Source organism: Thioclava sp. GXIMD4215 (assembly GCF_045291555.1).
Lineage (GTDB): Bacteria > Pseudomonadota > Alphaproteobacteria > Rhodobacterales > Rhodobacteraceae > Thioclava > Thioclava litoralis.
This window is the reverse complement of the sequence record NZ_CP149515.1, coordinates 1,205,029-1,231,177: the sequence shown is the minus strand read 5'-3', so window position 1 is coordinate 1,231,177 and position 26,149 is coordinate 1,205,029. Positions and strand designations below refer to the sequence as shown.

The 26,149-nt window shown below is 60.3% G+C and carries 26 protein-coding genes and 4 tRNA genes; 8 read left to right on the top strand and 22 right to left on the bottom strand.

What is annotated here, in order from left to right; genetic code table 11:
- The first annotated feature begins 12 nt into the window (after window positions 1-12).
- The 4 genes from WDB86_RS05985 to WDB86_RS05970 all read left to right on the top strand — a co-directional run bounded on the left by WDB86_RS05985 (window position 13) and on the right by WDB86_RS05970 (window position 4,388).
- Window positions 13-2,781, top strand: coding sequence for a helicase-related protein (locus tag WDB86_RS05985; RefSeq protein WP_406736883.1), 2,769 nt, complete (start codon window positions 13-15; stop codon window positions 2,779-2,781).
- 5 nt (window positions 2,782-2,786) lie between these two features.
- Window positions 2,787-3,098, top strand: coding sequence for an RNA-binding S4 domain-containing protein (locus tag WDB86_RS05980; protein WP_339109361.1), 312 nt, complete (start codon window positions 2,787-2,789; stop codon window positions 3,096-3,098).
- A 108-nt stretch (window positions 3,099-3,206) separates the two neighbouring features.
- Window positions 3,207-3,548, top strand: a complete 342-nt coding sequence (gene fdxA, locus WDB86_RS05975; protein ID WP_339109362.1) for a ferredoxin FdxA — start codon at window positions 3,207-3,209, stop codon at window positions 3,546-3,548.
- Window positions 3,549-3,875: 327 nt separating this feature from the next.
- On the top strand, window positions 3,876-4,388 hold the full coding sequence (locus tag WDB86_RS05970; RefSeq protein WP_339109363.1) for a CarD family transcriptional regulator: 513 nt from the start codon (window positions 3,876-3,878) through the stop codon (window positions 4,386-4,388).
- 224 nt (window positions 4,389-4,612) lie between these two features.
- Here WDB86_RS05970 and WDB86_RS05965 read toward each other — a convergent pair whose 3' ends face one another.
- The 4 genes from WDB86_RS05965 to WDB86_RS05950 all read right to left on the bottom strand — a co-directional run bounded on the left by WDB86_RS05965 (window position 4,613) and on the right by WDB86_RS05950 (window position 11,139).
- Entirely contained in the window at window positions 4,613-6,514 is a 1,902-nt protein-coding gene (locus WDB86_RS05965) for a cation:proton antiporter (protein WP_339109364.1), read from the bottom strand.
- Between the two features lie 167 nt (window positions 6,515-6,681).
- The gene (locus WDB86_RS05960) at window positions 6,682-9,741 is read right to left on the bottom strand and encodes a hypothetical protein (protein ID WP_406736882.1); all 3,060 of its coding nucleotides are present in this window, start codon (window positions 9,739-9,741) and stop codon (window positions 6,682-6,684) included.
- A 190-nt stretch (window positions 9,742-9,931) separates the two neighbouring features.
- Entirely contained in the window at window positions 9,932-10,924 is a 993-nt protein-coding gene (locus WDB86_RS05955; RefSeq protein ID WP_339109366.1) for a hypothetical protein, read from the bottom strand.
- Between the two features lie 131 nt (window positions 10,925-11,055).
- Window positions 11,056-11,139, bottom strand: a tRNA-Tyr gene (locus WDB86_RS05950).
- Window positions 11,140-11,277: 138 nt separating this feature from the next.
- Here WDB86_RS05950 and rlmB point away from each other — a divergent pair.
- The 3 genes from rlmB (at window position 11,278) to WDB86_RS05935 (ending at window position 13,447) form a co-directional block, all read left to right on the top strand.
- Window positions 11,278-12,075, top strand: a complete 798-nt coding sequence (rlmB, locus tag WDB86_RS05945; protein ID WP_406736881.1) for a 23S rRNA (guanosine(2251)-2'-O)-methyltransferase RlmB — start codon at window positions 11,278-11,280, stop codon at window positions 12,073-12,075.
- 216 nt (window positions 12,076-12,291) lie between these two features.
- Window positions 12,292-12,717 (top strand): CoA-binding protein, encoded by a 426-nt coding sequence (locus WDB86_RS05940; protein ID WP_339109368.1) that lies wholly within the window; start codon window positions 12,292-12,294, stop codon window positions 12,715-12,717.
- 151 nt (window positions 12,718-12,868) lie between these two features.
- On the top strand, window positions 12,869-13,447 hold the full coding sequence (locus tag WDB86_RS05935; RefSeq protein WP_339109369.1) for a cupin domain-containing protein: 579 nt from the start codon (window positions 12,869-12,871) through the stop codon (window positions 13,445-13,447).
- A 71-nt stretch (window positions 13,448-13,518) separates the two neighbouring features.
- On the opposite strand, the gene WDB86_RS05930 is transcribed toward WDB86_RS05935, so the two are convergent.
- From WDB86_RS05930 to WDB86_RS05845, 18 genes are all read right to left on the bottom strand, one after another.
- Entirely contained in the window at window positions 13,519-14,823 is a 1,305-nt protein-coding gene (locus tag WDB86_RS05930) for a TRAP transporter large permease (protein ID WP_406736880.1), read from the bottom strand.
- Window positions 14,820-15,482: a TRAP transporter small permease gene (locus WDB86_RS05925; RefSeq protein ID WP_339109371.1), complete on the bottom strand. Its 663-nt coding sequence runs from the start codon at window positions 15,480-15,482 to the stop codon at window positions 14,820-14,822. The genes WDB86_RS05930 and WDB86_RS05925 overlap by 4 nt, the downstream gene beginning before the upstream one ends.
- 71 nt (window positions 15,483-15,553) lie before the next feature.
- Window positions 15,554-16,552: a TRAP transporter substrate-binding protein DctP gene (dctP, locus tag WDB86_RS05920; RefSeq protein ID WP_339109372.1), complete on the bottom strand. Its 999-nt coding sequence runs from the start codon at window positions 16,550-16,552 to the stop codon at window positions 15,554-15,556.
- A 310-nt stretch (window positions 16,553-16,862) separates the two neighbouring features.
- The gene (locus tag WDB86_RS05915; RefSeq protein ID WP_339109373.1) at window positions 16,863-17,693 is read right to left on the bottom strand and encodes an ABC transporter permease subunit; all 831 of its coding nucleotides are present in this window, start codon (window positions 17,691-17,693) and stop codon (window positions 16,863-16,865) included.
- Window positions 17,690-18,571 carry an ABC transporter permease gene (locus tag WDB86_RS05910; protein ID WP_406736879.1) on the bottom strand — a complete coding sequence of 294 codons (882 nt, stop codon included), beginning with the start codon at window positions 18,569-18,571 and terminating at the stop codon, window positions 17,690-17,692. The genes WDB86_RS05915 and WDB86_RS05910 overlap by 4 nt, the downstream gene beginning before the upstream one ends.
- A gap of 39 nt (window positions 18,572-18,610) precedes the next feature.
- Complete coding sequence (locus tag WDB86_RS05905; RefSeq protein ID WP_339109375.1) at window positions 18,611-19,330, bottom strand: transporter substrate-binding domain-containing protein; 720 nt, start codon at window positions 19,328-19,330, stop codon at window positions 18,611-18,613.
- 49 nt (window positions 19,331-19,379) lie between these two features.
- Window positions 19,380-20,174: an amino acid ABC transporter ATP-binding protein gene (locus tag WDB86_RS05900; RefSeq protein ID WP_339109376.1), complete on the bottom strand. Its 795-nt coding sequence runs from the start codon at window positions 20,172-20,174 to the stop codon at window positions 19,380-19,382.
- Between the two features lie 119 nt (window positions 20,175-20,293).
- Entirely contained in the window at window positions 20,294-20,764 is a 471-nt protein-coding gene (locus WDB86_RS05895; protein WP_339109377.1) for a TerB family tellurite resistance protein, read from the bottom strand.
- A 57-nt stretch (window positions 20,765-20,821) separates the two neighbouring features.
- Window positions 20,822-21,136, bottom strand: coding sequence for a phosphoribosyl-ATP diphosphatase (locus WDB86_RS05890; RefSeq protein ID WP_406720487.1), 315 nt, complete (start codon window positions 21,134-21,136; stop codon window positions 20,822-20,824).
- Window positions 21,133-21,894: an imidazole glycerol phosphate synthase subunit HisF gene (gene hisF / locus WDB86_RS05885; protein WP_339109379.1), complete on the bottom strand. Its 762-nt coding sequence runs from the start codon at window positions 21,892-21,894 to the stop codon at window positions 21,133-21,135. The genes WDB86_RS05890 and hisF overlap by 4 nt, the downstream gene beginning before the upstream one ends.
- Window positions 21,895-21,989: 95 nt before the next feature.
- Entirely contained in the window at window positions 21,990-22,709 is a 720-nt protein-coding gene (gene hisA / locus WDB86_RS05880) for a 1-(5-phosphoribosyl)-5-[(5-phosphoribosylamino)methylideneamino]imidazole-4-carboxamide isomerase (protein WP_339109380.1), read from the bottom strand.
- A 15-nt stretch (window positions 22,710-22,724) separates the two neighbouring features.
- Window positions 22,725-23,363 (bottom strand): imidazole glycerol phosphate synthase subunit HisH, encoded by a 639-nt coding sequence (hisH, locus tag WDB86_RS05875; protein WP_406736878.1) that lies wholly within the window; start codon window positions 23,361-23,363, stop codon window positions 22,725-22,727.
- Entirely contained in the window at window positions 23,363-23,950 is a 588-nt protein-coding gene (gene hisB / locus WDB86_RS05870; RefSeq protein ID WP_339109382.1) for an imidazoleglycerol-phosphate dehydratase HisB, read from the bottom strand. The genes hisH and hisB overlap by 1 nt, the downstream gene beginning before the upstream one ends.
- A gap of 72 nt (window positions 23,951-24,022) precedes the next feature.
- Window positions 24,023-24,553 (bottom strand): TetR/AcrR family transcriptional regulator, encoded by a 531-nt coding sequence (locus WDB86_RS05865; RefSeq protein WP_406736877.1) that lies wholly within the window; start codon window positions 24,551-24,553, stop codon window positions 24,023-24,025.
- Window positions 24,554-24,556: 3 nt separating this feature from the next.
- Window positions 24,557-25,054, bottom strand: coding sequence for an HPP family protein (locus WDB86_RS05860; protein WP_339109384.1), 498 nt, complete (start codon window positions 25,052-25,054; stop codon window positions 24,557-24,559).
- Window positions 25,055-25,198: 144 nt separating this feature from the next.
- Window positions 25,199-25,273 (bottom strand) — tRNA-Gly (locus tag WDB86_RS05855).
- A gap of 19 nt (window positions 25,274-25,292) precedes the next feature.
- Window positions 25,293-25,367, bottom strand: a tRNA-Gly gene (locus WDB86_RS05850).
- 42 nt (window positions 25,368-25,409) lie between these two features.
- A tRNA-Gly gene (locus WDB86_RS05845) sits at window positions 25,410-25,484 on the bottom strand.
- 457 nt (window positions 25,485-25,941) lie between these two features.
- Here WDB86_RS05845 and WDB86_RS05840 point away from each other — a divergent pair.
- Entirely contained in the window at window positions 25,942-26,139 is a 198-nt protein-coding gene (locus tag WDB86_RS05840; protein WP_406736876.1) for a CsbD family protein, read from the top strand.
- Window positions 26,140-26,149 lie beyond the last annotated feature (10 nt).

The window sequence follows — 26,149 nt, the reverse complement described above, 5'->3', positions numbered from 1 at the left end:
ACGAAAGGAACCATGTCTGGACGAGTGACAGCGGTCCTTGGGCCGACCAACACCGGCAAAACGCATTACGCCATCGAACGGATGCTGGGGCATCGGACGGGCATGATCGGCCTGCCGCTGCGTCTTCTGGCGCGCGAGGTCTATGACCGGATCGTGGCGATGCGCGGGCCCTCCGTGGTGGCCTTGGTGACGGGGGAGGAACGTATCGTCCCCGAGCGCACGCAATATTGGGTCTGCACCACCGAGGCGATGCCCGATAATATGGGCGTGGATTTTCTGGCGCTGGACGAGATCCAGCTTTGTGGCGACCCCGAGCGCGGCCATGTCTTTACCGACCGTCTGCTGAATGCGCGCGGTCTGCACGAGACGCTGCTTCTGGGGTCCGAGACCATGAAGGGCGCCATTGCCGCGCTGGTGGATCGGGTGCAATTCACCCGCCGCGAAAGGTTTTCCAGCCTGAGTTATTCGGGCTCAAAAAAGACCTCGCGGATGCCGCCGCGCTCGGCCATCGTCGGGTTCTCGGTGGATAACGTCTATGCCATTGCCGAGCTTCTGCGCCGTCAGAAGGGGGGCTGTGCTGTGGTGATGGGGGCGCTCAGCCCGCGTACCCGCAACGCGCAGGTTGCCATGTATCAAAATGGCGATGTGGATTATCTGGTGGCCACCGATGCGATCGGCATGGGGTTGAACCTTGATATCGACCATGTGGCCTTTTCCTCGACCGTGAAATTCGATGGCCGCCGGATGCGGTCGCTGTTTCCCTATGAGATCGGCCAGATCGCAGGGCGGGCAGGGCGCTACAAGACCGATGGCACCTTTGGCGTGACCGGCGAGGCGCGGCCTTTCGAGGAGGGCGTTGTCGAGGCGGTGGAAAACCACCGTTTCGCGCCGCTGGACCGTTTGCAATGGCGTAACTCCAAGCTGGAGTTCGGCACGACCGAGCGGCTGATCGCCTCGCTCGAGATGCAGCCTCAGCATGAACGTCTGACGCGGGGGCGCGAGGCCGATGATCTGCGTGCGCTGAAGGCGCTGACCGCGATGCCCGAGGTGATCGACCGCCTCTCCAGCCCAAAAGATGTGCGGCTTTTATGGGATGTGTGCCGCATTCCGGATTTCCGCTCGATTTCTGAAATGGAACATGCGACCCTGCTGGCGCGGATTTTCGAGTTCTTGCAGACCGGAAAAGGTGTGCCCGGCGATTGGCTGGCGCGTCAGGTCGAGAGGATTGATCGGGTGCATGGCGATATTGATGCCATTTCGCGCCGATTGGCGTTTATCCGCACATGGACCTATGTCGCTCAGCGCAAAGGCTGGGTAGAAGACGAAATGCATTGGCGTGAGGAGACTCGCGCTGTAGAAGACAGATTGTCAGATGCGTTGCATAGCGCGCTGACCCAACGATTTGTGGACCGGCGCACGAGTGTGTTGTTGCGGCGGCTCAAGCAGAAGGAGACCCTCGTGGCCGAGGTGAACGACAAGGGTGAAGTGACGGTTGAAGGCGAATTCGCTGGCCGTCTGGATGGATTCCGCTTCCAGCAGGACGGTACGTCCAGCCCCGACGAGGCGAAAATGCTGGCCCGTGCGGCCTATGAGGCGCTCAAGCCCGAATTCAGCCTGCGGGCGGATCGGTTCTATAATGCTCCCGACACAGAGATGGATTTCACCGAACAGGGTGGTCTGATGTGGGGCACGACGGCTGTCGGCAAGCTGGTGAAGGGCGATGATCCGCTCAAACCCTCCGTGCAGGCTTTCGTCGATGACGAGGCGGGCGCGGATGTGGCCGAGAAGGTCACGCGCCGCTTGCAGCATTTCATCGACCGCAAGGTTGCAGCCCTCTTCGAGCCGCTTCTGGCGATGTCGCGCGATGAGGGCGTGACGGGGCTGGCACGCGGTTTTGCCTTCCGTCTGGTGGAAGGCATGGGCATCGTCCCGCGCGAGGATGTGGCCAATGAGGTCAAGGATCTGGATCAGGAATCGCGCGGCCTTCTGCGCAAGCATGGTGTGCGCTTCGGCCAATATACCATCTTCCAGACCCAACTGCTGAAGCCCGCGCCGACCCGTCTGCGTCTGGTTCTGGCCTCGCTTTACGACGGTCTCGATGATTTCCCCGAAAGCCCGCCTCCGGGTCTGGTGACTATCCCGAACGTCGAAACGGTCGACCGTACCGCCTATATCCGCGCGGGCTATCGCCCCGCAGGCAGCCGCGCAATCCGCATCGACATGCTGGAACGTCTGGCCGATCTGCTGCGCAGCCAGGACAGCCGTGGGGGCTTTGAAGCCAACCCCGATATGCTGTCGATCACCGGCATGACGCTCGAGCAATTCGCCGATCTGATGCAGGGTCTGGGCTATGAGGCCGAGAAGGGCGAGCGCGAGAAAGCCAAGCCTGTCGCGGCCCCCGCGCCGAAGGCTGAAGGCGAAGCCTCGAACCCGATCCCCGAAGAGCAGAGCGTTGTGGCCGAAGAGGCCGAGGCAGCCGCTGCCGAAGGCCCCGAGATGGAGGTCTTCTACACCTTCAAATGGGTGCCGCGTGCGCGCAACCGTGGTCCGCGTCGCGAGGCGGGCGAAGGTCAGGGCCGTGGCAATCAGGGTGGCAAGCGCCGTCCCGAGGGCAATCGCCGCAACGAGGGCGAACAGCGTCGCGGTGGCAAGCCGGGCAATAAGGGCAAAGGCGGCCCCAAGGGTGGCCAGAAATTCGAGGCGCGTCCGCCGAAGAAAGAAAAGCCCATGGATCCCGATAGCCCCTTCGCGATCCTCGCCCAGCTCAAGGACAAGAAATAGGTCCGATGGCCGGGGGGCCGCAGATCCGCATCGACAAATGGCTGTGGCAGGCACGGTTTGTAAAAACCCGCACGCTTGCCGTCAGTCTTGTGTCGGGTGGAAAGCTGCGGATCAATGGCCAGAAAATCACCAAGCCCGGGCGGTCCATCGGCCCGGGCGATATTCTGACCCTTTCCATGCAGGGCGGGGTGAAGGTGCTGGAAGTGCTTGCCTGCGGCGAGCGGCGCGGACCGGCACCGGAGGCGCGTCTTTTGTATCGCGACCTTGACGAAACAGGCGTTTCGCCCGACCCCGATGATGTAGAACAGCCCGTCTGATCCGTGTCGCTTTTGCGCAAGGCCCGTCTTATGCTGCGCGGCTGTCTTGCATCACGGGCGTCTTGAGGCTACGAAGCCTCAACATCCAATTATGACCGGATTCGTGCCATGACCTATGTCGTTACCGACAACTGCATCAACTGCAAATACACGGATTGCGTCGAGGTGTGCCCGGTGGATTGTTTCTACGAGGGCGAGAACACGCTGGTGATCCACCCCGACGAATGCATCGACTGCGGCGTTTGCGAGCCTGAATGCCCCGCAGATGCGATTCGCCCCGATACGGAACCGGGGATGGAAGACTGGGTCGAGATGAACCGTAAGTATTCGGAACTCTGGCCGGTTCTGACGCAGAAAAAAGATCCGATGCCCGATCACGAGAAATATGACGGTGAAACCGGCAAGCTGGAGAAATATTTCAGCGAAGCGCCGGGTGAGGGCGATCAATAACTCTTTAGAGTTGTTCAGGAATTCCTGAAAATGCCAAAGATGCCTTGTCGCGTCTTTGGCATTTTTCTGTTGGCGGGGCTGTTGCAGAGTGCCGGTTAACTAAAGGTTTTATTAATCTTGAGCTGTGCGGCTGTGACGCCGTGCTTTCCTGAGGCCCAATTTTATGGTATGGTCTTGGCACAATAGATCCGGACCTACCTGCTACGGACTGCTCACCGTATCAGTGATCTCACAGACCTACGGCACCTCAACGGCGCTTCGGCAGCCGAGGGTGTCTTTTGCTCTGTTTGTAAGGGCCAAACGGATTGGCTGCAAGGAAGCGACTGAATGACCAAGACCAAAAAATCGGAATTCCGCCCTGACGATTACGTTGTGTATCCCGCTCATGGTGTCGGCAAGATCATGTCGATTGAGGAACAAGAGATTGCCGGCCTGAAGCTTGAACTTTTTGTCATCTCCTTCGAAAAAGACAAGATGACCCTTCGCGTTCCCACCGCAAAAGCGACCGAAGCAGGTCTGCGCGGTCTGGCGTCTGCAGATGAGGTGGCGCGTGCGCTCAATACTCTCAAGGGCAAGGCCAAGGTGAAACGTGCCATGTGGTCGCGTCGGGCGCAGGAATACGAACAGAAGATCAACTCGGGTGATCTGCTGTCCATCGCCGAAGTCGTGCGCGACCTGCACCGTGCCGATGACCAGCGCGAGCAATCCTATTCCGAGCGTCAGCTTTACGAAGCGGCTCTCGAGCGCCTGACCCGCGAAATCGCAGCCGTTTCGGGCACCGACGAGGCCGGTGCCGCGAAGAAAGTCGACGAGGTGCTCGACAGCCGCGCTGCGGCATGATCGGGCGACCAGTCATGAGAACAGGGCGGGTCCTTCGGGGCCCGCTTTTGCTTTTGGGCCCGCTTTTATTTTTGGGTAGGCCGGTTTTCGGGCTCCGGCTGTTTTGCCGGCCCCATGCGATGACGCATCCTCGGGCAAAACCTCATGGCCGCATGTCTCCCGCTTTGTGCAAGGCGCGTGCCTAAGAGGCGCGGCGAACAGGCCCAGCCGATATGCGGGCCGCGCTATGATTGATCCAGTTCGCCGACACTTGCCGGACGGTCGGTATCGACCTGCGGCGGGGGGGCGGTATCGCCCCGCATGGCAAAGCGCTGCGCGATCGCGGCCTGCAGACCCGCATTCAGCTCTTTGGTGCGCGCGATATATTCAAGGTTCTGTTCGATCGGCACACCGGGTTTCCAGACCTCGGCCAGCTCGCGGACCATCGCGCGATCCATCTTGAAGAAGATCCGTTCCAGCTCGGCCGCCTCATATTCGGACAGTCCCACATTTTCCAGCACGTAGCGGCCCACCCGCAGCGAGCTGTCATACATCTCGCGGACGATGTCATTGGCACCGGCCTTGTAAAGTTCGTAGACATGGACACGGTCGCGGGCACGGGCGACGATATGCAGATCTGGCCGCAGCTTGCGCGCATAGGTCACCAGACGGGTCACGGCATCCTTGTCATCAAGGGCGGCCACCAGCACCTGCGCTTTCATGATCCCTGCAGCGGCCAGAAGCTCGGGGCGGGTCGGGTCGCCGAAATAGCCTTTGTAGCCGAAAGCACGCATCAGCTGGATCATCTTCAGGTCATTATCCAGCATGGTGGTCCGGAAGCCCGACATGGTGACAAGCTGGTTCACCACCTGACCAAACCGCCCGATCCCCGCAATGATGATGGGCTGCTGCTCGTCGATCTCGTCGGGCTTCGGGGTCTCTTCGCGCTGGCGCGAGGCAAGGACGCCCTGCAGGATGAACAGTAGCGGCGTGATCAGCATCGACAGCGCGATGACCAGCAGCACTTTTTCGGCCAGCGCCGTGGGGAAAATCCGCTGTCCGACAGCGAAGGACACCAGCACAAAGCCGAATTCCCCCGCTTGCGCCAGACCCAGCGTGAAAAGCGAGTGGTCGCGCCCCTGCATTTTGAACAGGTGGGCCAGCCCGTAAAGCACTGCGATCTTGATGGCGACAATGCCGACCACCATGCCGGTAATCTGTAGCGGGGCGCTGAGGAAGACGGCAAAGTTGATTCCGGCCCCGACGGTGATGAAGAACAGCCCCATCAGCAAGCCCTTGAACGGCTCGATCGAGGCTTCCAGCTCGTGGCGGAATTCGCTATCGGCCAGAACCACCCCCGCAAGGAAGGTCCCCAAAGCGGGGGAAAGCCCCACCATATTCATCAGCGTCGCGATGCCGACCACGATCAGAAGCGCAGTGGCCGTGTTCATTTCCGGCAGGCGGGTGCTTTGCACAAAGCGGAAAATCGGGCGGACAAGATAATGCCCCGCCAGCACGACAAAACCCACGGCAGCCAGCGTCAACAGCGTCACACCCCAGCCGGGCAGGGTGGCGATGAAGGTGGAGACGGGGTTATGGGCTTGCGCCTCGGCCTTGGCAAGCGCCCGTGCACCCGGTTGTGCCAGCAGGGGCAGGATGGCCAGCATCGGGATGACCGCGATATCCTGCGTCAACAGCACCGCAAATGTCGATCGTCCGCCCTGCGTCTGCATCAGCTTGCGCTCGTTCAGGGTTTGCAAGACGATCGCCGTCGAACTGAGCGAGAAAATCATCCCCAGCGCGAGCGCAATCGAGAGCGGCTGTCCCAAGATCATCGCGAACAGCGTGACCACGACAAGCGTGATCACCACCTGCAAACCGCCAAGGCCGACCAGCTTGTCCCGCATGGCCCAAAGAGCGCGCGGTTCCAGTTCCAGTCCGATAAGGAACAGCATCATCACCACACCGAATTCGGCGAAGTGCTGCAGGTCATCCATTTCCGAGCCGGTGAGCCCGAGAACGGGGCCGATCATCAGCCCCGCGATCAGATAGCCAAGCACCGATCCAAGCTTGGCACGGGTGGCCAGCGGCACGGCGATGATCATTGCCAGCAAATAGAGCGTTGCCTGAAGCAGAAAAGCTTCCATAGTCCGATCACGTCTTTCAATTCAGGGTGCCACGCACCGCCCGTCACCGTGCGGCGCGCAAGTCCCGCAGGGTTTTTGCAAGGCTAGTCTAGATAGCGGTCCGGAAAAACTGGATTTTCCGTGTAATGCGTCGCAATACCTGCTCACGCCCAAGCGATGGGCAAGGATCAGCCGTCGATCAGGTTGATCCGGTACGCTTTCGAGCCTTTCTGGTAGGTCAGCGACTTGTCATTAATGGCTGTGACCTGACCGCCATCGAAGCGATCCCCGATCTGCACTTTCACAAACCGCCCGTTGGGCATCCGTAACAGGGCACGGCGGTTGCTCTGGCTGCCATAGACGCCGATCAGGTTCACCTGATTGAGACGAATCGCATTATCATCCGTTGCCGCTTTGGCGACAGAGGCGGCCGTGGGCATGTTGGGCGCGGCTTTCGCCTCGGGCTCGTCATCCGCTTCAGGCGCAGTCGGGGCCGAGCGCGCGGTCTGCACGGGGGCGGGTTTGGGGGCGGCCTTGGGGGCTGCGGGCGCTTTCGGGGCAGGGGCGGCTTCGGCAGGCCGGTTGGCCATAGCGGCGGCCAAAGCGGATTGCACCGCACTCGAGAAATTCTGCGGGCGTCCCATCGGTCGGCGCGAGACGGTGACCGCCTGATCGGTGGCCGATGCCATCGCAGCTTGCGCGTCCTGCGCGGCTTTTTCTTCGGCGGCGCGACGCTCGGCCTCGGCCTTGGCGGCATCGGCCACAGCCGCAGGGCGCGCCCTGAGCGGCGAGGCGCTGGACAAGCGCGGATCATTGACCACTGCGCGCGCCTGTTCGACAGGGGCCTCTTCGGCAGCTTTGGCGTCTTGCGATGCCTCGGCCTTTGTCTGCTCGGGCTTGGCAAGCGGTTTCGCATCGGGGGTCGTGGGGGTCGGGGGGGCAGTCTTGGTGTCCGCAACCGGCGCCGCGGTGGCTTCGGGCGCAGCAGCGGGAGCCGGTTTGTCCTGCGCCGCTTGCGCGGCTTTCTCGACCGCAGCGGGACGGGCTTTCGGTGTTTTGCCTTTGAGAGCCGGTGCCTGATAGGGCATCGGTTTGCCGGTCGCCTCGCTATAGGCGAATTTGACATCCTCCGGACGGGCGCGCGGCAGGCGGTCCGGCTTGCCTGCCACCAGCATGAATTTTCCGGGCATCAGCACCCCTTCGGGGGTCGGCGTGACCGTGCCATCTGCCTGCACGCGGGCAAGCTGGTTATAGGGCGGCGGCGCAGCGGGGGCTGTTGGCTCGGGGTCGCGTTTGGGCGGCGTGCTGAGCGTGTCGACATGCCCCGTCAAGGCCTGAGCGGCAGCCTCTTGCCCCGTGCCGGTCGGGGCCGTTTGGGGCTGTACCGCCGGAACGCCTTGTGCGGGCGTGTTCTCGGCTGTGGAGGTTTGTTCCGAGCCGGCTTGCGCAAGCGCCGTCGGTGATAGCGCCTGCTGTTCGGTGGCGCTGACATCGGTCTGCGCGGGGTCGGTCGTGTCTTCTCCGCCCATCAGCATGGCGATAATGGCCAGAACAAGGATCAACGCACCCGTCAGGATAAGGCCCAGATAGCGGGGCTTGCCGCCGATGGTGTCACCCAGATCGCGCGTCGGCGCGTCGGTTTCGTCCTCGGCGGAGGGGGGCGTGGTGCCGACACGCGCGGTGATCGAGATCCTGTCGCGCCCGTCGCGTGCCCCCGAGAGGGGCGGGGAATCCTCGGCCAGAGGTCGGCGCGACACTGCGGGCGTGTCGAACGCCTGATCGGCCACGGGCTTGCGCAGCGCGCCCTCTTTGCGGGCCGGTTTGTCCTTGCGCCCTGCGGCGCGGCTGTCGCGATGCTCTGACTGCGCCACAAGATCGGCTGCACTATGGCGGGGCTCTGCCGTTTCGCGTTCGGCATAAAGGGCGGGTCCGGCGGCCTGTCCCGAAACCGGCATATCACGGCGCGCCCCTGAGAGCTTGCGGGTCGGGCATGCACCTGCCGCCGTGCCTTCGGACATATGCGCGGAAAGTGGGGCTTCGCTGCCCGGCAGTTCTTCCGGACGATCCACACCGAATTCCGCCCGCAGGCGGTCAAGGTCGCTTTCCGGAATCGAGATGCGGTCCGAGCCGTTATGATGCCACTGGTTTTGCGGTGCGGCGGGTGCGGACATCGAGGGCGTCGGCGCGAAACCGTCCTCGTCCTCGGCATAGGGGCCGGGTTCGGTGCCGAAATCGCTATCGTCCCACTGACGGTCCTGCCAAGGCTCGTCTACCGGCTCCTGACCATATTCGGCCAGCTCCTCTGCCAGCGACGGTGGAGGAGGGCTGTCTTCGGGGGCGTCTTGCCATTGCGGCGCGGCGGGCGTGGTGAATTCGGATGGGGCAGGGCTCTCCGGTTCGGCTGGAGGAACCGGTGGCGCGGGCTGTGGCAGCTCCTGTGGCGGATAGTCCGGTGCGGGCAGGTCCTCTGCCGGAGGAAGCTCGGGCGCGGGCAGGTCCGGCTCTGGCAGATCTGGCGCGGGCAGCTCCGGCTCTGGCTGTTCCGGCTCTGGCGGTTGCGGCGCAGGGTCTTGTGCGGGGGGGATATCCGCAGGGGTATAGGCTGCTTCTTCGGCTTCGCGGGCCGCCTGTTCGGCCATAAGCTGGTCATTCTGCGCCGCGCGCGCGGCTGCGGCGGCAAAGGCGGCCGCCCCGTCTTCGGGGGTGCAGATGACCATCGCATCGGTATCGGGCTGCACATGTTCGCCCTGTGCCAGATAGTCCGGTGCGAATGTTGTTATGCCGAACCACGGCTCGCCAACAAATTCCTCGCCCTTGGGGATCGCTACGAAAGACACGGGGCGCATCCCGTGGGTTTCGGCAAAATCCTCCGCCTCGCGCAGCGTGTCGCGGGCGATCACGGCCACATGCACGGTCTTTCCGGGGCCGGACCAGTCAAATACCAGATCGCTGACCGGATAAGGCGTCATGTCGATAAGCGCGGCTTCGATCTGGCGGCGGCGCTCGGCAATGGTGGGGCCGGGCGCATGCACCGCCGTATAGAGGATCTGCGTCGCGGGAATCGCAAGCTTGGTGGTGAAGCCCTGGCCGCCCAGCTGGACCGCTTTGGCGCGCAGCTTCGACATCTCGCTTTCCAGCGTTTCGGCGTCACCAATCGATACCTGACCATGCTCTGACCAGCCATATTGATGGCGTTCAAGGAGACTGACATTCTCTGCCGAGAAATTCAGGGCGAATTGAGGTTTCATGGTCTAGCTCGGTGCGTCTCATCGGTGCCTGTAAGCACCGTTTTGGTGTTTTGTTACTGGTAGCCGAGAACGGCCTTCAAGAAAAGCGGCGAACCACTGACAACGAAGAAATTGATCGCCATATCGGCGAGGCGCTGCCGGTTGGAGCAGCCAAGTCTGGCAGGGCGCGCGGCACTTTTCCCGCTAGGATTCAGCGCAGCCACAGGCCCTCGCGCTTGATCGCGTTACGGATCACTTTTTCGCGGCGGGGCAGGTCGTTCTGGTCGAAGAGCGCGCGGATCTTCTTGCCCTTGCCTTGCAGCACGAGCTTCTTGATCGGTTCATAGGCTTTCAGGATTTTTTTCACCTTGTTCGGTGTGCAGACCTCTTCGACCATCGCGATCGCGGCATCGCTTTCGCGGGCATAGAGCAGAGGCAGCGTGCGGTAATGGCAGGATGTCAGGCTGTCGAGGCCCGCCAGTTCCGGTCCGGGGCGGCCACCTCCCAAGGAGGCGATCACAAGCGGCAGCGCAATCTGGTCCAGCCACGGGTCAAGCGACTGGCAGGCCAGTTCGTCAGGGGTATTGTCGCGGATCGACAGGGCATAGCGCAGAAAGCGCGTGCCGAATTCCTGCGCATCCGCCCCCAGAAACCAGCCAGCATTGAAATAGAGGAACCGCTCCCAGTATTCTTCCGGCTGGCCGAGGTCGAGTGTCGGCTCGAAGGGGATCTCGAAGCGGTCATAGAGGCACTTCCAGATGTCATGGTAGCCCGGCCCGTAAAGCGGAGGCTCGGGCCATGTGCCTTCGCGGCGCATGGAGGCCGTGGGATAGTCGAAATCGATCGCCAGATCGCTGAGCGGCCCCGTAAAGACGGTATCGGTGTCGAAAAAAAGAAAGGGCTCTGGGGGGAGTGCCAGCAGGGCCTCGATCTTGTTGCCATAGGGGTAGCTCTCGCCGAAATGCCGGTTCTCGAAGCTGATGATCTCGGCGCCTTCGGCCTCCAGCAGGGCGCGGGTTTCGGCAGAGATGGCCGTTGGCTGCGACCAGCGCGCGCCTGTCGGCTCGGCCACGATGAGCCGCCCCTTGAAATCGGGATTGCAGGCCCGGAACGAGCGCACGAAGATCACGGCCTCATGTTCCAGCCGCCCCTGCTGCGCGACGCAGAATACGATGAAGTCTTTCTGGGTCTTTGGCATCGACATGCAAAGGCGCTCCGGAATTATGGAATATTTATAATACGAGTCAGACTAGCACGGATAATGCCAGAATGTCTTTCGAATATTTCGCGGATTTTCAGGAGCTTACAGCGTCTCACCAAACCCTTGGAGGGTAGTGGTGGGTGACCCTGGAATCGAACCAGGCATGGGTCTCCCCGGCGGAGTTACAGTCCGCTGCCGCACCTTGCAGCACGTCACCCGACGCTGTGAGGGGGCTTTTACGGACAGTGATCGGGAGCGTCAAGCGCCTTTTTTCATTTTTCTTGCAACTCTTTCTCGGGCTTGCCAATCGTCGCGCAAATGCGCAGGAAGAAGATCAAGTATATAAGGGGAATCCGATGAAAAAGCCGGCTTGGGTTATCGATAAAGAACGCTCCAAACGCGCAGCGGCAGCCGAAACCGTCTGGTTGTTCGGCCTGCATGCGGTGCGGGATGCGCTTGTAAACCCTGATCGCACCCGTCTGCGCCTTGTCCTGTCGAAGAATGCGGCTGACAAACTGGCCGAGGCGATCGCGCAATCCGGTATGGAGCCGGAAATCGTCGATGTGCGCCGCTTTGCGAAAGATGTGCCGATTGCCGAGGATTCGGTCCATCAGGGGGCGGCTTTGGAAGTGAAGCCGCTTGATTGGGGTAAGGTGACGGATTTGTGCGAGCCGGGGCAGGCATCGCCGGTGGTGGTCCTGCTGGACCGTGTCACCGACCCGCATAATGTGGGGGCGATCTTGCGCTCTGCCGAGGTGTTCGGGGCGCGTGCCGTGGTGGCACCGCATCGCCATTCGGCCCCCGAGACAGGGGCTCTGGCGAAAACCGCCTCGGGGGCGCTGGAGCGCCAGCCCTATCTGCGGGTGAAGAATCTGGGCGATGCCATCGAAGAGCTGCAGAAGATCGGCTATGTTGTCTATGGTCTGGCGGGCGAGGCCGAGATGACCTTGGCCGAAGGTCTGGCAAAATCGCCCCATCTGCCGATTGCTCTGGTGATGGGTGCCGAAGGGCCGGGGCTGCGCGAGCGCACGCGCGAGCTGTGCGATCATCTGGTGAAAATCCCGTTTGCTGCAGATTTCGGGTCGCTCAACGTGTCGAACGCGGCCGCCGTGGCGCTTTATGCGGCCCAGAATCGCGGCACCACCAAGGCGTGACCCAAGCGCCACATTCGAGGAAAAATGCGCTTCCGTCGTTCACATGCGCGCGATTTCAAGATTGTGGCCTTTTAATTGCCCGGATGCTTTCTAACTTGAATGACAGGAGGCGCAGTATCGGAACCACTGCGCTTCGAACACTGTCCCTCGTTCCGCACTCGCGCCCGGCCTTATGGTCTGGGCGCTTTTTTCTGGGGCAGGGCGTTACCGGAGGATATGATGGTTTCTGATGCCAAGCTACGCGAGATATTCGCAACCACCAAGACCATCGCCCTGGTCGGCTATTCCGCGCATCCCGACAGGCCGTCGCATATGGTGGCCCGTTTTCTACAGGCCAAAGGCTATCGGGTGATCCCCGTCAATCCCGGCCTTGCGGGGCAGACGGCCTTGGGCGAAACCGTATATGCCGATCTTGCCGCGATCCCGCCGGAGATCGAGGTGGATATGGTGGATATCTTCCGCCGGTCGGAGGCCATGCCGGACATCACCCGCGACGCCTTGGCCCATCTGCCGCATCTGCAGGTGGTCTGGATGCAGATCGGTGTCGGCAACGAGGAGGCCGAAGCTCTGGCACGACAGGCGGGCAAAACCGTGGTGGCTGATCGCTGTCCGAAGATCGAAATGCCGCGACTTGGCCTGTAAAAACCAATAGATCTTGCAGTGGCTGCTTAATATTTTTGCACTGACCGAATAAAATCACTGCAAATGCGTGAAATTGCGCGATTTTCTCGTCAAAATTCAAAAGCACTGCTATGAAAATGTGCCGGAAGTGAAAAGACAAACGGGACAGGCGATGGAATTTGATGTGGGTGCGAGATTGCGCGCGGTTCGTAAGGCGCGCAAGATGTCACAGCGGGAAATGGCGACAAAGTCGGGCATTACCAATGGGATGATCTCGTTGATCGAGGGCAATAAGACCAGTCCGTCGATCTCGTCCCTCAAGAAAATTCTTGAGGCGCTGGATCTGACATTGTCGGAATTCTTCGAGAGCGATGCGGCGGTGGTGGACAAGTTCGTGTTCCGCCACAACGAGTTGGAAAAAATCACCCCCGAGCAGGTGGACGGGGCGGGGATCAACCCGCTGTCCAGTGCGGCCACGCTGCGGCGATTGGGCTATAGTCAGGGCAGCTCCCTGCTGATGCTTTACGAGACCTATGAGCCCGGCGCCGATACGGGCGAGCCCTATACGCATGAGGGCGAGGAAGCGGGGTTCGTGGTCGAGGGAGAGCTGCTTTTGGAAGTCGATGGCGAGGTCGAGGTGCTGCAGGTCGGGGACGGGTATAAATTTGCCAGCACCAAGCCGCATCGTTTCCGCAATATCGGCTCGGAACGTTGTGTGGTGATCAGCGCCTGTACGCCGCCAACCTTCTGATCTGTCTGCTGCATGAAAAAACGCCCGAGGAATTCCTCGGGCGTTTTCATTTGTCGGATCCGGCGACAGTTTTACTGGATGCCCATCAACAGGCGCGGCAGCCAAAGCGACAGATCGGGGCAGAAGGTGACGATCATGGTCATCGGCAGGTGCCCGAAGATCAGGAATTTCATCGTCGGTTTGATATATTTATCAAGCGTCAGTTTCGAGACACCCCCCGCCATATAGAGCATCGGCGCACAGGGCGGCGAGACGTTGCCCAGACCCAGATTGGTGCCGACGATGGCGGCAAAGTGGATCGGGTGCACGCCCAGATGGTTGATGACCGGCAGGAAGATGATTGCGGCCAGAACCGAGCCCGAGATGTCATCCACGATCATCCCGATGAACAGCAGCACGACGTTGATCAGCAGCAAGATGACGATCTTGTTGTCCGACAGCGACAGCATGGCCTCGGCCACTTCTTTCGGGATCTGCTGCAAGATCATCGCGCGGCTCATCATGAACAGGAAGAACAGCACCGAGATGATGGATCCGGTGGTGATGGCCGAGCGCACGAAGGAGGTGGCGAAGCTACGCACCGTCAGCCCCTTATAGATGAAGAAGCCCACCGGAATGGCGTAGACCAGCGTGATGGCGGCAGCTTCGGTCGGCGTGGCGATCCCCGAATAGATCACGCCAAGGATCAGAACCGGCATCAGCAAGGCCCAGAACGCCTTGAGGCCCGAACGGCCGATATTCTGCACCGATTGCTGGAAGTCGAGCTTTTCTTCGACCTTGATCGTGTCGACATTCCGCAAGAAGACGAAGTTCAGCATGACATAGATCAGTGCCAGAAGCAGGCCGGGCACGAGGGTCGACAGGAAGGCTGCCCCGACCGACAGGCCGCCGGTGATCGCGAAAACGATCATCGGGATCGAGGGCGGGATCATCAGCGCCAGCACCGAAGAACATGCCACAAGGGCTGTCGCATGTCCGGCGGGGTAGCCTTCGCGCACCATGCGCGGGATCATGATCTGGCCGATCGCGGCAATGGCTGCCGAAGACGACCCCGATATCGCGCCAAACAAGGCGCAGGTGATCACGGTCACGGCCCCGAGGCCGCCTTTGACGCGCCCGACAAGCGAGTTCACGAAGTTCAGAAGGCGTTCGGAGATTCCGCCTTCGGCCATCAGCGTCCCTGCCAGAACAAAGAGCGGCAGCGCCAGAAGGGCGAAGCTGGAGGTGGTCTGATAGGCGTAAGGCAGCAGGAAGGACACATCCGAGCCGCTTGCCAGCCCGAAGATCAGCGCGCCCGTCCCGAAGGCCAGCGCAATCGGCATTTCCGCCAGCAGCAGGATGACGACAAGCGCCATAGAAAGGAAGAAGATGGTCATTGCTCGGACCCTTTCGACTGGCTCGCCGCCAACAGGACAGGATTGCGGAAGACGCAGATCTGGTTAACGAATTGCAGGGCCAGATAAAGAACCATGCCGCCGAAACCGAAAATCAGTGACGACGACCACAGCCAGCGCGGCCAGCGCATGTAGGAGCTCATGCGGTTCTTGTCGATTTCGAACATGGCATAGCGGATGGCGTAATAGGCGAAAACCGCCGCAGCGATCAGCGAAAGCACCGTCATCACGATGCGCACAAGCTGGATGGCGCGCGGGTTCTTGACCACCAGCGTCAGGATGCCGCCGTGGATATGCTCGCCGTTGCGGGTCACATAGGCCATGCCCAGAAAATAGGTCCACACCCCGAAAAGAAGGGCGATCTCTTCAATGCCAACGAAGGGCGAATGGAAGACATAGCGCAGAAGAACCTGCGCGAACATCAGCCCGGCCAGAGCGAGGCCGAACACGAATAAGGCGGTAAAGATAATCCCCGCCAGAACTTTCTCTGCCGACAGGACGGCTTTGTAGAAGCCTGTGGGCTGCCATTCGGGAATGGCTGTCAGTTGATCGGGGATCTCGGTCGGGTCGATTTCAGCGACATAGATATAGGAATCCGCGCCGACCGGTTCGCGCGGATGCTGCTTGGATGAACGGGTCATGAAAGCCTTCGGAGGATCAGGAAAAAGAAACCCGGCGTTGTCAGACAACGCCGGGACGACACAGGCAGAGATTACTCGATGCCCGCAGCTTTACGCAGTTTGCCCATGATCTCGGGGCCAACCACTTTTTCCATTTCCGGCCATTCGGTATCGTAAACGATCTTCTTGGCAGCGGCCATCTGTTCGTCGTTCAGGTGAACAATCTCGACACCGGCATCTGCCGATTTCTGGATATATTCGTCGCTTTTCGCTTTGGCTTCGACCCATGCATGGTCGATGACCTTATCGGCAGCCGCCTGAATTTCGTTACGCTCGTCTTCGGGCAGGCCATCCCACCAGTCTTCGTTCACTAGCCAGAAGGCGGTTTCGAAATAGTCGTTGGTCAGGATGTTGGCATCCAGAACGTCGCGCATGTTGTAGGTCTCGACAGCGGTCGAGAAGGCGCGGGCATCAACGGTGCCCAGCTGCAATGCGGTGTAGACTTCGGCCAGCGGGATAGGCACGGCCGAGAACCCGAGATTGGAGAAGCGGTCCACTGCGATTGCGACACCGGGGACGCGGATCTTCACGCCTGCCGCATCGGCAGGGAAGTTGACCGGACGCGCCTTGACGCCCTTACGGATGACCACAGACCCGAAATCGGTCGGGATTAGGCCGATGGCATGCAGGCCCATATCGTGCAGGATGTCGTTATAGACCGAAAGCATATCCGAGCCGGGGCCATAGACGCGCTTCGCGTCGTCCCAGTTGTCCACAACATAGCCGAGCCAGCTGAGATCGAGGCGCTGATCGAACTCGGATGCGCCCCAGGTCAGGCTCATCGGCACGACGCCTTGCATGGTTTGCTCGAACAGCGAGGTCCAGTCGCCCAGATCACCGGCGGGATGATAGTCGACATTGATGTCATCGCCCAAGTCGGCAATGAATTCCTCGGAGAGCGAGTGGAACACGTGTTCGGTGTTCATGGCATGCGCCAGAATGAACGTGTCTTTTGCGTGGGCGGGCGCGAAGCTGGCAAGCGCACAGAAAGCGGCTGCGCTGGTTGCGCGAAGAAGAGTCTTGATCGACATGTTAATTTTTTCCCCTGTTGTAGGTCCAAAGGACCGATAACCGGTTTTGGCTAACATGCACGGCCTTGTTACACAAATATATTAAACAACGATCTACTGTATCGGGGAAATATTCGTGCAAACTTCTGCCGAGGCCACAAATTTTATTACAAAGATGCATATATATTAATCATCACGCGGCGGTGACTGGCGCGAATTTAAGCAAATATAGGTTAAGTTTTTTCCCTAAGCAGGCTTGTTTTGCAAACTGCCGAACATCGCGAAGGGCAATGCTCGGCAGTGTTTTATATATTGTGGTTTTTTCCGAGCCTTAGCGCAAAAGTATGGGCCGAATCTTCAATTTCGCGACTGCGCCCGGCATATGGCGGTTCAGGCGGCGATTGATGAGCCCGAAAATCGTGATCACGGTCAGCGTCAGGCAGATAAAATAGAACGCGGCAATCGGGTAGGCGACAAAGGGGTTGAACGTCTTGTCGGCCAGATAGCTGGCATAATAAAGCGCATCGCCCTGTTGCCGGAAGGCGGGGAAGCCGGAAAAGAAGACCAGCGCCGTCGAGTGGAACAGGAAGATCGCTTCGTTCGTATAGGACGGCCACGCCAGACGCAGCATGGTCGGCCATGTGATCTTGCGGAATTTCTTCCACCCCGAGAACCCATAGGCATCCGCAGCTTCCAGATCTCCCTTGGGAATGGAGCGCAGCGCACCATAGAAGATCTCGGCGGCATAGGCCGAAGTGTTGAGAAACAGCACCAAGGTCGCTCCGGCCCAAGCACGGGTGATCCACGAGGTCTCGATGGTGATCCCCAGCACGTCGATGCCGCTTTTGGGCAGCGAGGTCAGCAGTTCGTAGGCCAGAAAGAACTGGATGAACAGCGGCGAACCACGGAACAGGAAGACAAACCAGTCTGCCGGTTTGCGGATCCATGCCTGTTCGGCGGTCTTGCCAACGGCCAGCGCGGTGGCGAACAGAAAGCCCAGAGCCAGAGCCAGCACACCAAAATAGATATTCCACAGCATCCCCGAGCCGATCAGGGTGAATTCGTGGCAGAGTGTTAAATCGGTGCGCGGCAGCATTCTTTCGCCAAGCCCGATCGAGCGCAGACCGTAATCATGGATGATCTGGAAGCAGCTATCGCTCATATCGAAGCCTTTCGCATCTTTTCTCCGGCCAGAGTGGCCTGCCCGCGCGAGAGCCGCGTATTGATCCGGTCGAAGACCCATTCCGAGACTTTGGTCATCAGCAGATAGAACACCAGCAGGGCAAGGAAGTACCAGATCCGCCAGTCGGGATGCGGGAAATCATAGATGCCGGATTTGGTGGCCCCCAGCTCGCGGGCCCAGTAGACGATATCCTCGACGCCCAGCAGGAACAGCAGCGGCGTGGCCTTGATCAGGATCATCCACAAATTCGACAGCCCCGGCATGGCATAGACCCACATCTGCGGGATCAGGATGCGTCGGGTGATCTGGCGCTGTGTCAGCCCGTAAGCTTCGGCGGTTTCAAGCTGCGCGCGCGGCACGGCATTCATCGCTCCGAACAGCACATTGGCCGCAAAAGCACCGAAAACCACCGAAAACGCCACAACTGCCAGAATGAACCCGTAGATTTCATGGACGATCTGGGGGGCGGAATTGGGCGGAAGTTTTGCAGCGGGGCAGACGAGGAAGTTCATGTTCTGGCGCACCGGCTCTGTCCAATCGGGGCAGAGCGTGATGTGGCGCAGATATTCCAGCCCCTGATCCAAAGCGATCGGGACGAACAGGAAAAAGATGATGTCGGGAATGCCGCGAACCATCGCGGTATAGGCTTTGCCGAAAACCCGCAAGGGCCACAGCCGCGAACGCGCCGCCAAGGCCCCGCCGAAGCCGAAAGCCAGAGCGATAGGGGCAGTGATCACCAAAAGCGCCAGAACCGTGCCGAAGGAGGCATAGAAAAGCAGGTGCTTGCCGGTGGTCAGATAGCATAAGAGCCAGCCGAGGCCGGAGAGGGCTGAAAGGTCTGTGCAGCTTTCGAACATCTGGGGAATAAGGGGCGGGACAAGCCCGCCCGCCTGTCCTTAATAGGTTTGTGCGTCGTCGCCAAAATACTTGACGATGAGTTCGTTCAGGGTGCCGTCTTTCTTCATCGACTCGATGGCGGTATTGAATTTGGCTTTCAGCGCGGTATCCGATTTGCGCAAGCCCATGCCGACGCCATCGCCCAGTTGCACGTCCTTGCCGACCCAATGCAGATCGCCCTGCTCGGCGAAGGGTTTCAGCGCGTCATAATCGGCAAAGACCGCATCTGCCTCGCCATTGCGCACGGCCGCAACCGAATCGTCCAGCGTGGCGAATTCCATCAGGGTCTGGCCCGCCGAGGCCACATATTCCGATTGCAAGGTGTTGACCTGTGCCGCCACCATCGCACCTTTCAGATCGGTCGTCTCGTCAAGGGCCAGATATTTCGAGGCCGCAGGCGGGGTGTAGTTTTCGGTGAAGTCGATCGTCTTGGCACGTTCTTCGGTGATATTCATACCCGCCATGATCGTGTCGTAATTGCCCGACAGAAGGTTCGGGATGATCGAATCCCAATCATTGGTGACCCATTCGCAGGTCAGTTCGGCACGGGCGCAAAGCTCGTCGCCCAGCTCGCGTTCAAAGCCCGCGACCTGACCGTTATCGTCGATGTAGTTATAGGGAGGGTAGGCGCCCTCGGTCCCCATACGCACGACATCCTGCGCCAGCGCCGCGCTGGCACAAAGCGTCAGGGCACTCGCGGCCAAAAGAAGTTTTTTCATCGGATTCCCCTGTAGGTTTTTGTGGTCTTTATGGATGAAGAACGGTGTGTCAGGCCGGTGCGGTGGCTGACAGGAATTGCTGCAGGCGCTCGGATTTCGGCGCACCGAAGACCTCTTCGGGCGGACCTTCTTCCAGAAGTTTCCCCTGATGCAGAAACACGACATGGTCCGAGACATCCCGCGCCAATCGCATGTCATGGGTCACAAGGATCATCGTGCGGTGCTCTTTGGCAAGATCCTTGATGACCTTGACCACCTCCTGCTGCAATTCGGGATCAAGCGCCGAGGTCGGCTCGTCCAGAAGCAGGGCTTCGGGCTGCATACACAGCGCCCGCGCGATGGCCGCCCGCTGTTGCTGGCCTCCCGAAAGCTGGGCAGGCCATGCATCGCATTTGTCCCCGATCCCCACCTTCGCCAGATAGTTGCGCGCCAGCGGCTCGACCTCTTTCGGGTCACGTCCCAGCACGGTCACCGGCGCTTCCATGACATTTTGCAGAATGGTCATATGCGACCATAGATTGAATTGCTGGAACACCATGGACAGATTTGTGCGCAGCCGCGTGACCTGCTTGCGATCTGCCGGACGGCGGCTCATTCCCGCGCCGCGCCACTGAACCTTTTCGCCCTTGAACAGGATCTCGCCGCCCTGACTGTCTTCCAGCAGGTTGCAGCAGCGTAAAAGGGTGGATTTTCCGGAACCGGACGAGCCGATCAGCGAGACGACCTCACCGCGCTTCGCCTCGATCGAAACGCCGCGAAGCACCTCAAGCTGCCCGTAGCTCTTATAAAGATTACGGATTTCAATAACAGCATCCGTCGGGGCTGAGCGGGGGTCAACTGTCACGGGGAACCTTCTCTAAGTCGGCTTCTTTGCACCAAATTGCAGCAAAGAGCATATAAGAGGCAATCCCGGATACGGTATTTAGTTGAATTTTACGACTAAGTTGATTTCGTGCCTATTTTTTAATCGATAGGTCGCTGCGGTGCAGAGCCGGTGTCATGGCGTTTCTCGACCCTCTGGCGGGCAAGGGCGGAATCCACATCGGTGATGCCCAGCAGCTTCGAGGTCAGCCGGATCAGTGCATCCTCATCGGCATCGCGCGCGCCATCGGCCAGCGCCACTTCCCACAATGCCTCCAGAATGGCCGAGCGGTCGCCATAGGGCACCTTGTCTTTCAAGGCACGGGTAAAGCGCACGGTATCGGGGGCCTGTGCTTCCAGGTCTTCGGCCGCGTGGCGCAATTCGAGGGCGGCCTTTGCATCAAGGCCGCGCCCGATCAGAACGCGATGGATACGCTCGCGTTCGGCCTCGCTATAGGTTTCATCGGCCCGCGCAAGACGCACCAGAAGTGCGGCCAGAGCAAGCTCGCAATCTTCGGTATTCAGCGGATCAGGGTCAGGCGCGGACAGGGCCGCAAGAAGCGATTTGAACATGTAACAATCTTAATCCGGTTCCCTACGCGGGCAAATCACAGCGCCGTTTGGCGGGTGTTACTTCGGGCGTGCGGCTTTTTCGGCAATCCCCGAGATGCCCTCACGGCGTTCCAGCTCGGCCATCACCTGATCAAGCGTGACATCCCGTGCGGCCAGCATCACCATCAGGTGGTAAAGCACATCCGCCGCCTCCGAGGTCAGACGCTCGCGGTCGCCTTTCACCGCCTCGATGATCGCCTCAACGGCCTCTTCACCGAATTTCTCGGCGCATTTCTCGGGGCCTTTCGCAAACAGCTTGGCCGTCCAAGACGTTTCAGGGTCCGCCCCTTTGCGCGAGGCAACCGTCTCGTAAAGTTTCTCTAGTGTATTCATGACAGCCTCATCGGAATTCCGGCGCGCGCCATATGCTCTTTGGCCTCGCCAATCGTATAATCGCCAAAATGGAAGATCGACGCGGCCAGAACCGCGCTCGCCCCCCCCTTGGTCACACCTTCCACCAGATGGTCCAAGTTCCCCACACCGCCCGAGGCAATCACCGGTACATCCACCGCATCGGAAATCGCCTTCGTTAGGGGCAGGTTGAAACCGGCCCGTGTCCCGTCGCGATCCATCGAGGTCAGCAGAATCTCCCCCGCGCCCTTCGCCGCCACAGTGCGCGCAAATTCCACCGCATCAATCCCGGTCGATTTACGCCCGCCATGAGTGAAAATCTCCCAACGCCCGGGCTCGACGGTTTTGGCATCAATCGCACAAACGATGCATTGGCTGCCGAAACGATCAGCCGAGGCCGCAATCACATCGGGGTCATTCACCGCCGCCGAATTGAACGACACCTTATCCGCCCCCGCCAGAAGCAGTTTGCGCACATCCTCATGGCTGCGCACACCGCCCCCCACGGTCAAAGGCATAAAGCACTGCTCGGCGGTGCGGCGCACCAGATCATACATGGTGCCACGATTCTCATGGGTCGCATGGATGTCCAGAAAACATAACTCGTCCGCGCCCGCCGCATCATAGGCCTTGGCCGCCTCCACAGGGTCGCCCGCATCCACCAGATTGACGAAATTGACACCCTTCACGACACGGCCATCCGCCACGTCCAAACAGGGAATAATCCGCGTCTTCAGCATATCTCGCGCTCCTTTCGCGCTCCCCGGGGTTTCCAGCTGCCTGAAATATCCCGGGGGTGAATTGGGCCGAAAGGCCCAAGAGGGGGCAGAGCCCCTCAGCCCTTCAGCGCGGTCAGCGCCGCGCCCAGATCCAGCGCACCATCATAGATCGCCCGCCCCGAGATCGCCCCCGCAATCACGCCGGTATCGCGCAACGCCACCAGATCGGGCAAAGACGACACTCCACCCGAAGCAATCACCGGAATCGACACCGCCCGCGCCAAAGCCTCGGTCGCCTCGATATTCGGGCCGCCCATCGCACCATCACGCATGATATCGGTGTAGATGATTGCCGCCACACCGGCATCCTCGAAGGATTTTGCCAGATCGGTGACCATCACATCGGTCTCTTCCGCCCAGCCCTTGGTCGCCACGCGGCCATTGCGGGCATCAATCCCCACGGCAACCTTGCCCGGAAACGCCTTCGCCGCCTCGCGTACGAGGTCTGGGTTTTCCACTGCGACAGTGCCAAGGATCACACGGCTCAGCCCCTTATCCAGCCAGCGCTCGATCGTGGCCATATCGCGGATACCTCCGCCCAGCTGGGCAGGCACCTTGATGCGCGCCAGAATCGCCTCGACGGCGGCGGCATTCACCGGCTCGCCCGCGAAGGCCCCGTTGAGGTCCACCAGATGCACCCACTCGCAGCCAGCGGCCTCGAATTTCGCAGCCTGAGCGGCAGGGTCATCACCAAAGACGGTGGCCTTGTCCATGTCACCATGCAGAAGGCGCACGCATTGGCCGTCTTTAAGGTCGATGGCGGGATAAAGGATCATGATCGTCTCCGGTACTTACGGCTTCCAGCCGAGGAAATTGGCGATAATGCGCAGGCCAGTGGCCTGAGATTTCTCGGGGTGGAACTGGGTGCCGATGATATTGTCGCGCCCCACAATGGCGGTCACATCGCCTGCGTAATCCACATGGGCCAGCCGGTGCGCGGGATCTGCCACGCGGAAATGGTAGCTATGGACGAAATAGGCGTGATCGCCCGTCTTGACGCCTTCGAAGACCGGATGCGCATGGTCGATCACCAGATCGTTCCAGCCCATATGCGGCACCTTCAAGCTGCTATCCGCAGGGGTGATCTTCACCACCTCACCTGGTATCCAGCCAAAGCCTTGGGTCTCGGTGAATTCCAGCCCGCGGGTCGCCAGCATCTGCATGCCGATGCAGATCCCCATGAAGGGCTTGCCAGCGCTGACCCCCTCAGAGATTGCCTCGTATAGCCCGGTAAAATTCTCCAGCGCCGCACGGCAGGACGGAAACGCCCCATCGCCCGGCAGCACGATACGGTCGGCCTTGGCCACCACATCAGGGTCCGAGGTCACCACGATCGTGCCGGCATTGGTCTCGCGGGCCATCCGCTCGAAGGCTTTCTGCGCCGAATGCAGGTTGCCGCTGTCGTAATCGACAAGTGCTGTCAAGGTCATCACAGCGCCCCTTTGGTCGAGGGCAGCGATGTCGCCATGCGCGGATCGGTCTCGACCGCCATACGCAGGGCGCGGGCCACCGCTTTGAAGGCGGCCTCGGCAATATGGTGGCTGTTGATCCCATGCACCAGATCGACATGCAGGGTGATCCCGCCATGCGTCGAGAAGCCTTGGAAGAACTCGCGCACCAGCTCGGTGTCGAACATGCCGATCTTGTCGGTCGGGAAGGGCAGGTTCCATACCAGATAGGGCCGCGCCGAAAGATCCAGCGCCGCACGCACCTGCGTATCATCCATCGCCAGCGCGAAATGGCCGTAGCGGTTGATGCCCTTCTTGTTGCCCAAAGCCTGTGTCAGCGCCTGACCCAGCGCAATGCCCACATCCTCGACCGTGTGGTGATCGTCGATATGGTAATCGCCCTCTGCGCGGATCGTCATATCGATCAGCGAGTGCCGCGAGAGCTGGTCCAGCATATGGTCAAAGAAGCCAACGCCGGTCTGGTTGTCATAGACACCGGTGCCGTCCAGATCGAGGGTGACCTCGATCGCGGTCTCATGGGTCTTGCGGGTGATGGTCGCCTTGCGCATGGGCCTATCCCTTGTTGTCTTGAGGGCCTTATAGGGCGGGGGATCGGGCCTTGCCAAGGGGAGCGCCGCCGATCACGGCGTAAAAGGCGCGATTGCGGCGGTAAATGCGGCATTGTCGTCCGTGGCGCGGGCCAGAACGATGCCGCCCTGTATCGCCGCCAGCATCTGTATGGCGCGCTCCTGCGCTGTTTCGGGAGAGAGGCCGCCGCGTTCCAGACATTGCGCAAGGGCTGCCTGCCAGTCGCGGAAATAGCCCCGCACTTGGGCGGCGAACTGGTCGCGGGTCTGGTCCAGCGCGAAAGCCCCCACAAGGCAGATCCTCTGGCCGTCATGGAAATAGCGCGTCACCGCATGGAACATATGCGCAATCGCAGTCTCCGGCGGGTCATGCCGCAGCGGGGTGAAGATATGTGCCTCGAACCACTGGTCGATATCGGCCAGAACCGCACGGGCCATATCCGCTTTGCCGCCGGGGAAGAAATGGTACAGCGAGCTGCGCCCCGCGCCGGTCTTGTCTACAATGATGCCGATGCTGGCCCCCTCGTAGCCATAGGTCCGGAACAGTTCGGCAAGCTGGCGGATGAGGTCTGGCTTGTCGGGCATCGCTCAGCTCTTCCGTTGCGGGAGGGGGGTGGGGTAGGCGACGCCCTGCAGTTTGTGGAAGACGATCGCAATCCCCACAAGGCTGACCGCCCCCAGCAACACTGGCGTGAGCAGGAACATGAAGCCCGGATCGGTGGCAAAGACGATCAGCGGGTCGGCCCCTGCTGGCGGGTGGGTGACCCGCAAGGCGACCATAAGCGCGATGGCCAGCCCGACTGCCAGCGCCAGCGCCCACCAGCTTTCGGGCAGCGCCAGCCGCAGGCACAGGCCGGTCAGGCTGGCGACGAGATGGCCGCCGATCACGTTCATCGGCTGCGAGAGCGGGGCCGATGGCGCGGCGAAAAGTAGCACGCAGCTTGCCCCGAACGGGGCCATCAGCAGCAAAAGGCTGGTTTCATTGCTGCCCAGAGCCAGTGCGGCAATGGCCGCAAAGCCGCCGAGGCCGGAGAGGGCTATGGCTTTGAATGTGGGCTGTGGCAGATAGCGGTGAAAAACGGGCATGGGGTGTCCTGTAATGATCATTCCATTATGTGAAACGATCATTACATCGCGGTGTCGGCAGTGTCAAAGTGCAATTCCGGATCTGGGGTGAAGATGGCGATATGGGGAAAAACAAAAAGCCTCCCGCGAGGAAGGCCTTTTGATTGGAGCGGGCGAGGCGATTCGAACGCCCGACCCTAACCTTGGCAAGGTTATGCTCTACCCCTGAGCTACGCCCGCACCGAGCTATGTGTTGTCGTGGAGCGGGCGAGGCGATTCGAACGCCCGACCCTAACCTTGGCAAGGTTATGCTCTACCCCTGAGCTACGCCCGCACTTCACGACAAAACCTCTTTCGAGGCTGGGTTTTACCGAATTGGAGCGGGCGAGGCGATTCGAACGCCCGACCCTAACCTTGGCAAGGTTATGCTCTACCCCTGAGCTACGCCCGCACCGTTTCGGTGAGGGGCGATTTAAGGGATGGCGCGCGGACCTGCAAGGGGAAAAATCCGGAATTGCAAAAAATCTTTCCCATTCACTCCGTAGCCGAGCACTGTAAGCTGCGCAGAGCACGCAAACGACACGTAGGATTGGTTGGCTGGTTTCGCCTTATGTCTGAAGAAAGGGAGCAGCCGATAATGGCCAATTTGATTTTGTTGCATAAACCGAATTCTGTGTATGATGATCGGATTGAGGATAATACATTATATTACAGGCGCTTAGGTTGAGATAGTGAAGCATGGTTCCCGGCGGGGCCGTTCAGCGGGCGGTCAGAGTCATTCCTGCCGATGAGTTTCGGAAAATAGTGGATCTGGGAAAGCCGGTGTGAAACCGGCGACGGAACCCAAGCGCAACTTGCGGGTTAGCACCATGAACCGCGCTTGACGCGCTTTGCATGGAGGAAATGCGATGAATACCGATATGATCGAAGGCAAATGGAAAGAACTCACCGGCTCGGTCAAGGCGCAATGGGGCAAACTGACCGATGACGAAATCGCCGAAGCCAATGGCAATCGCGAAAAGCTGGAAGGCATGATCCAGCAGAAATATGGCAAGACGAAAGACGAGGCCAAGCACGAGGTCAACCGCTTCTTCGATAAGCTCTGAGCCTTCCGCT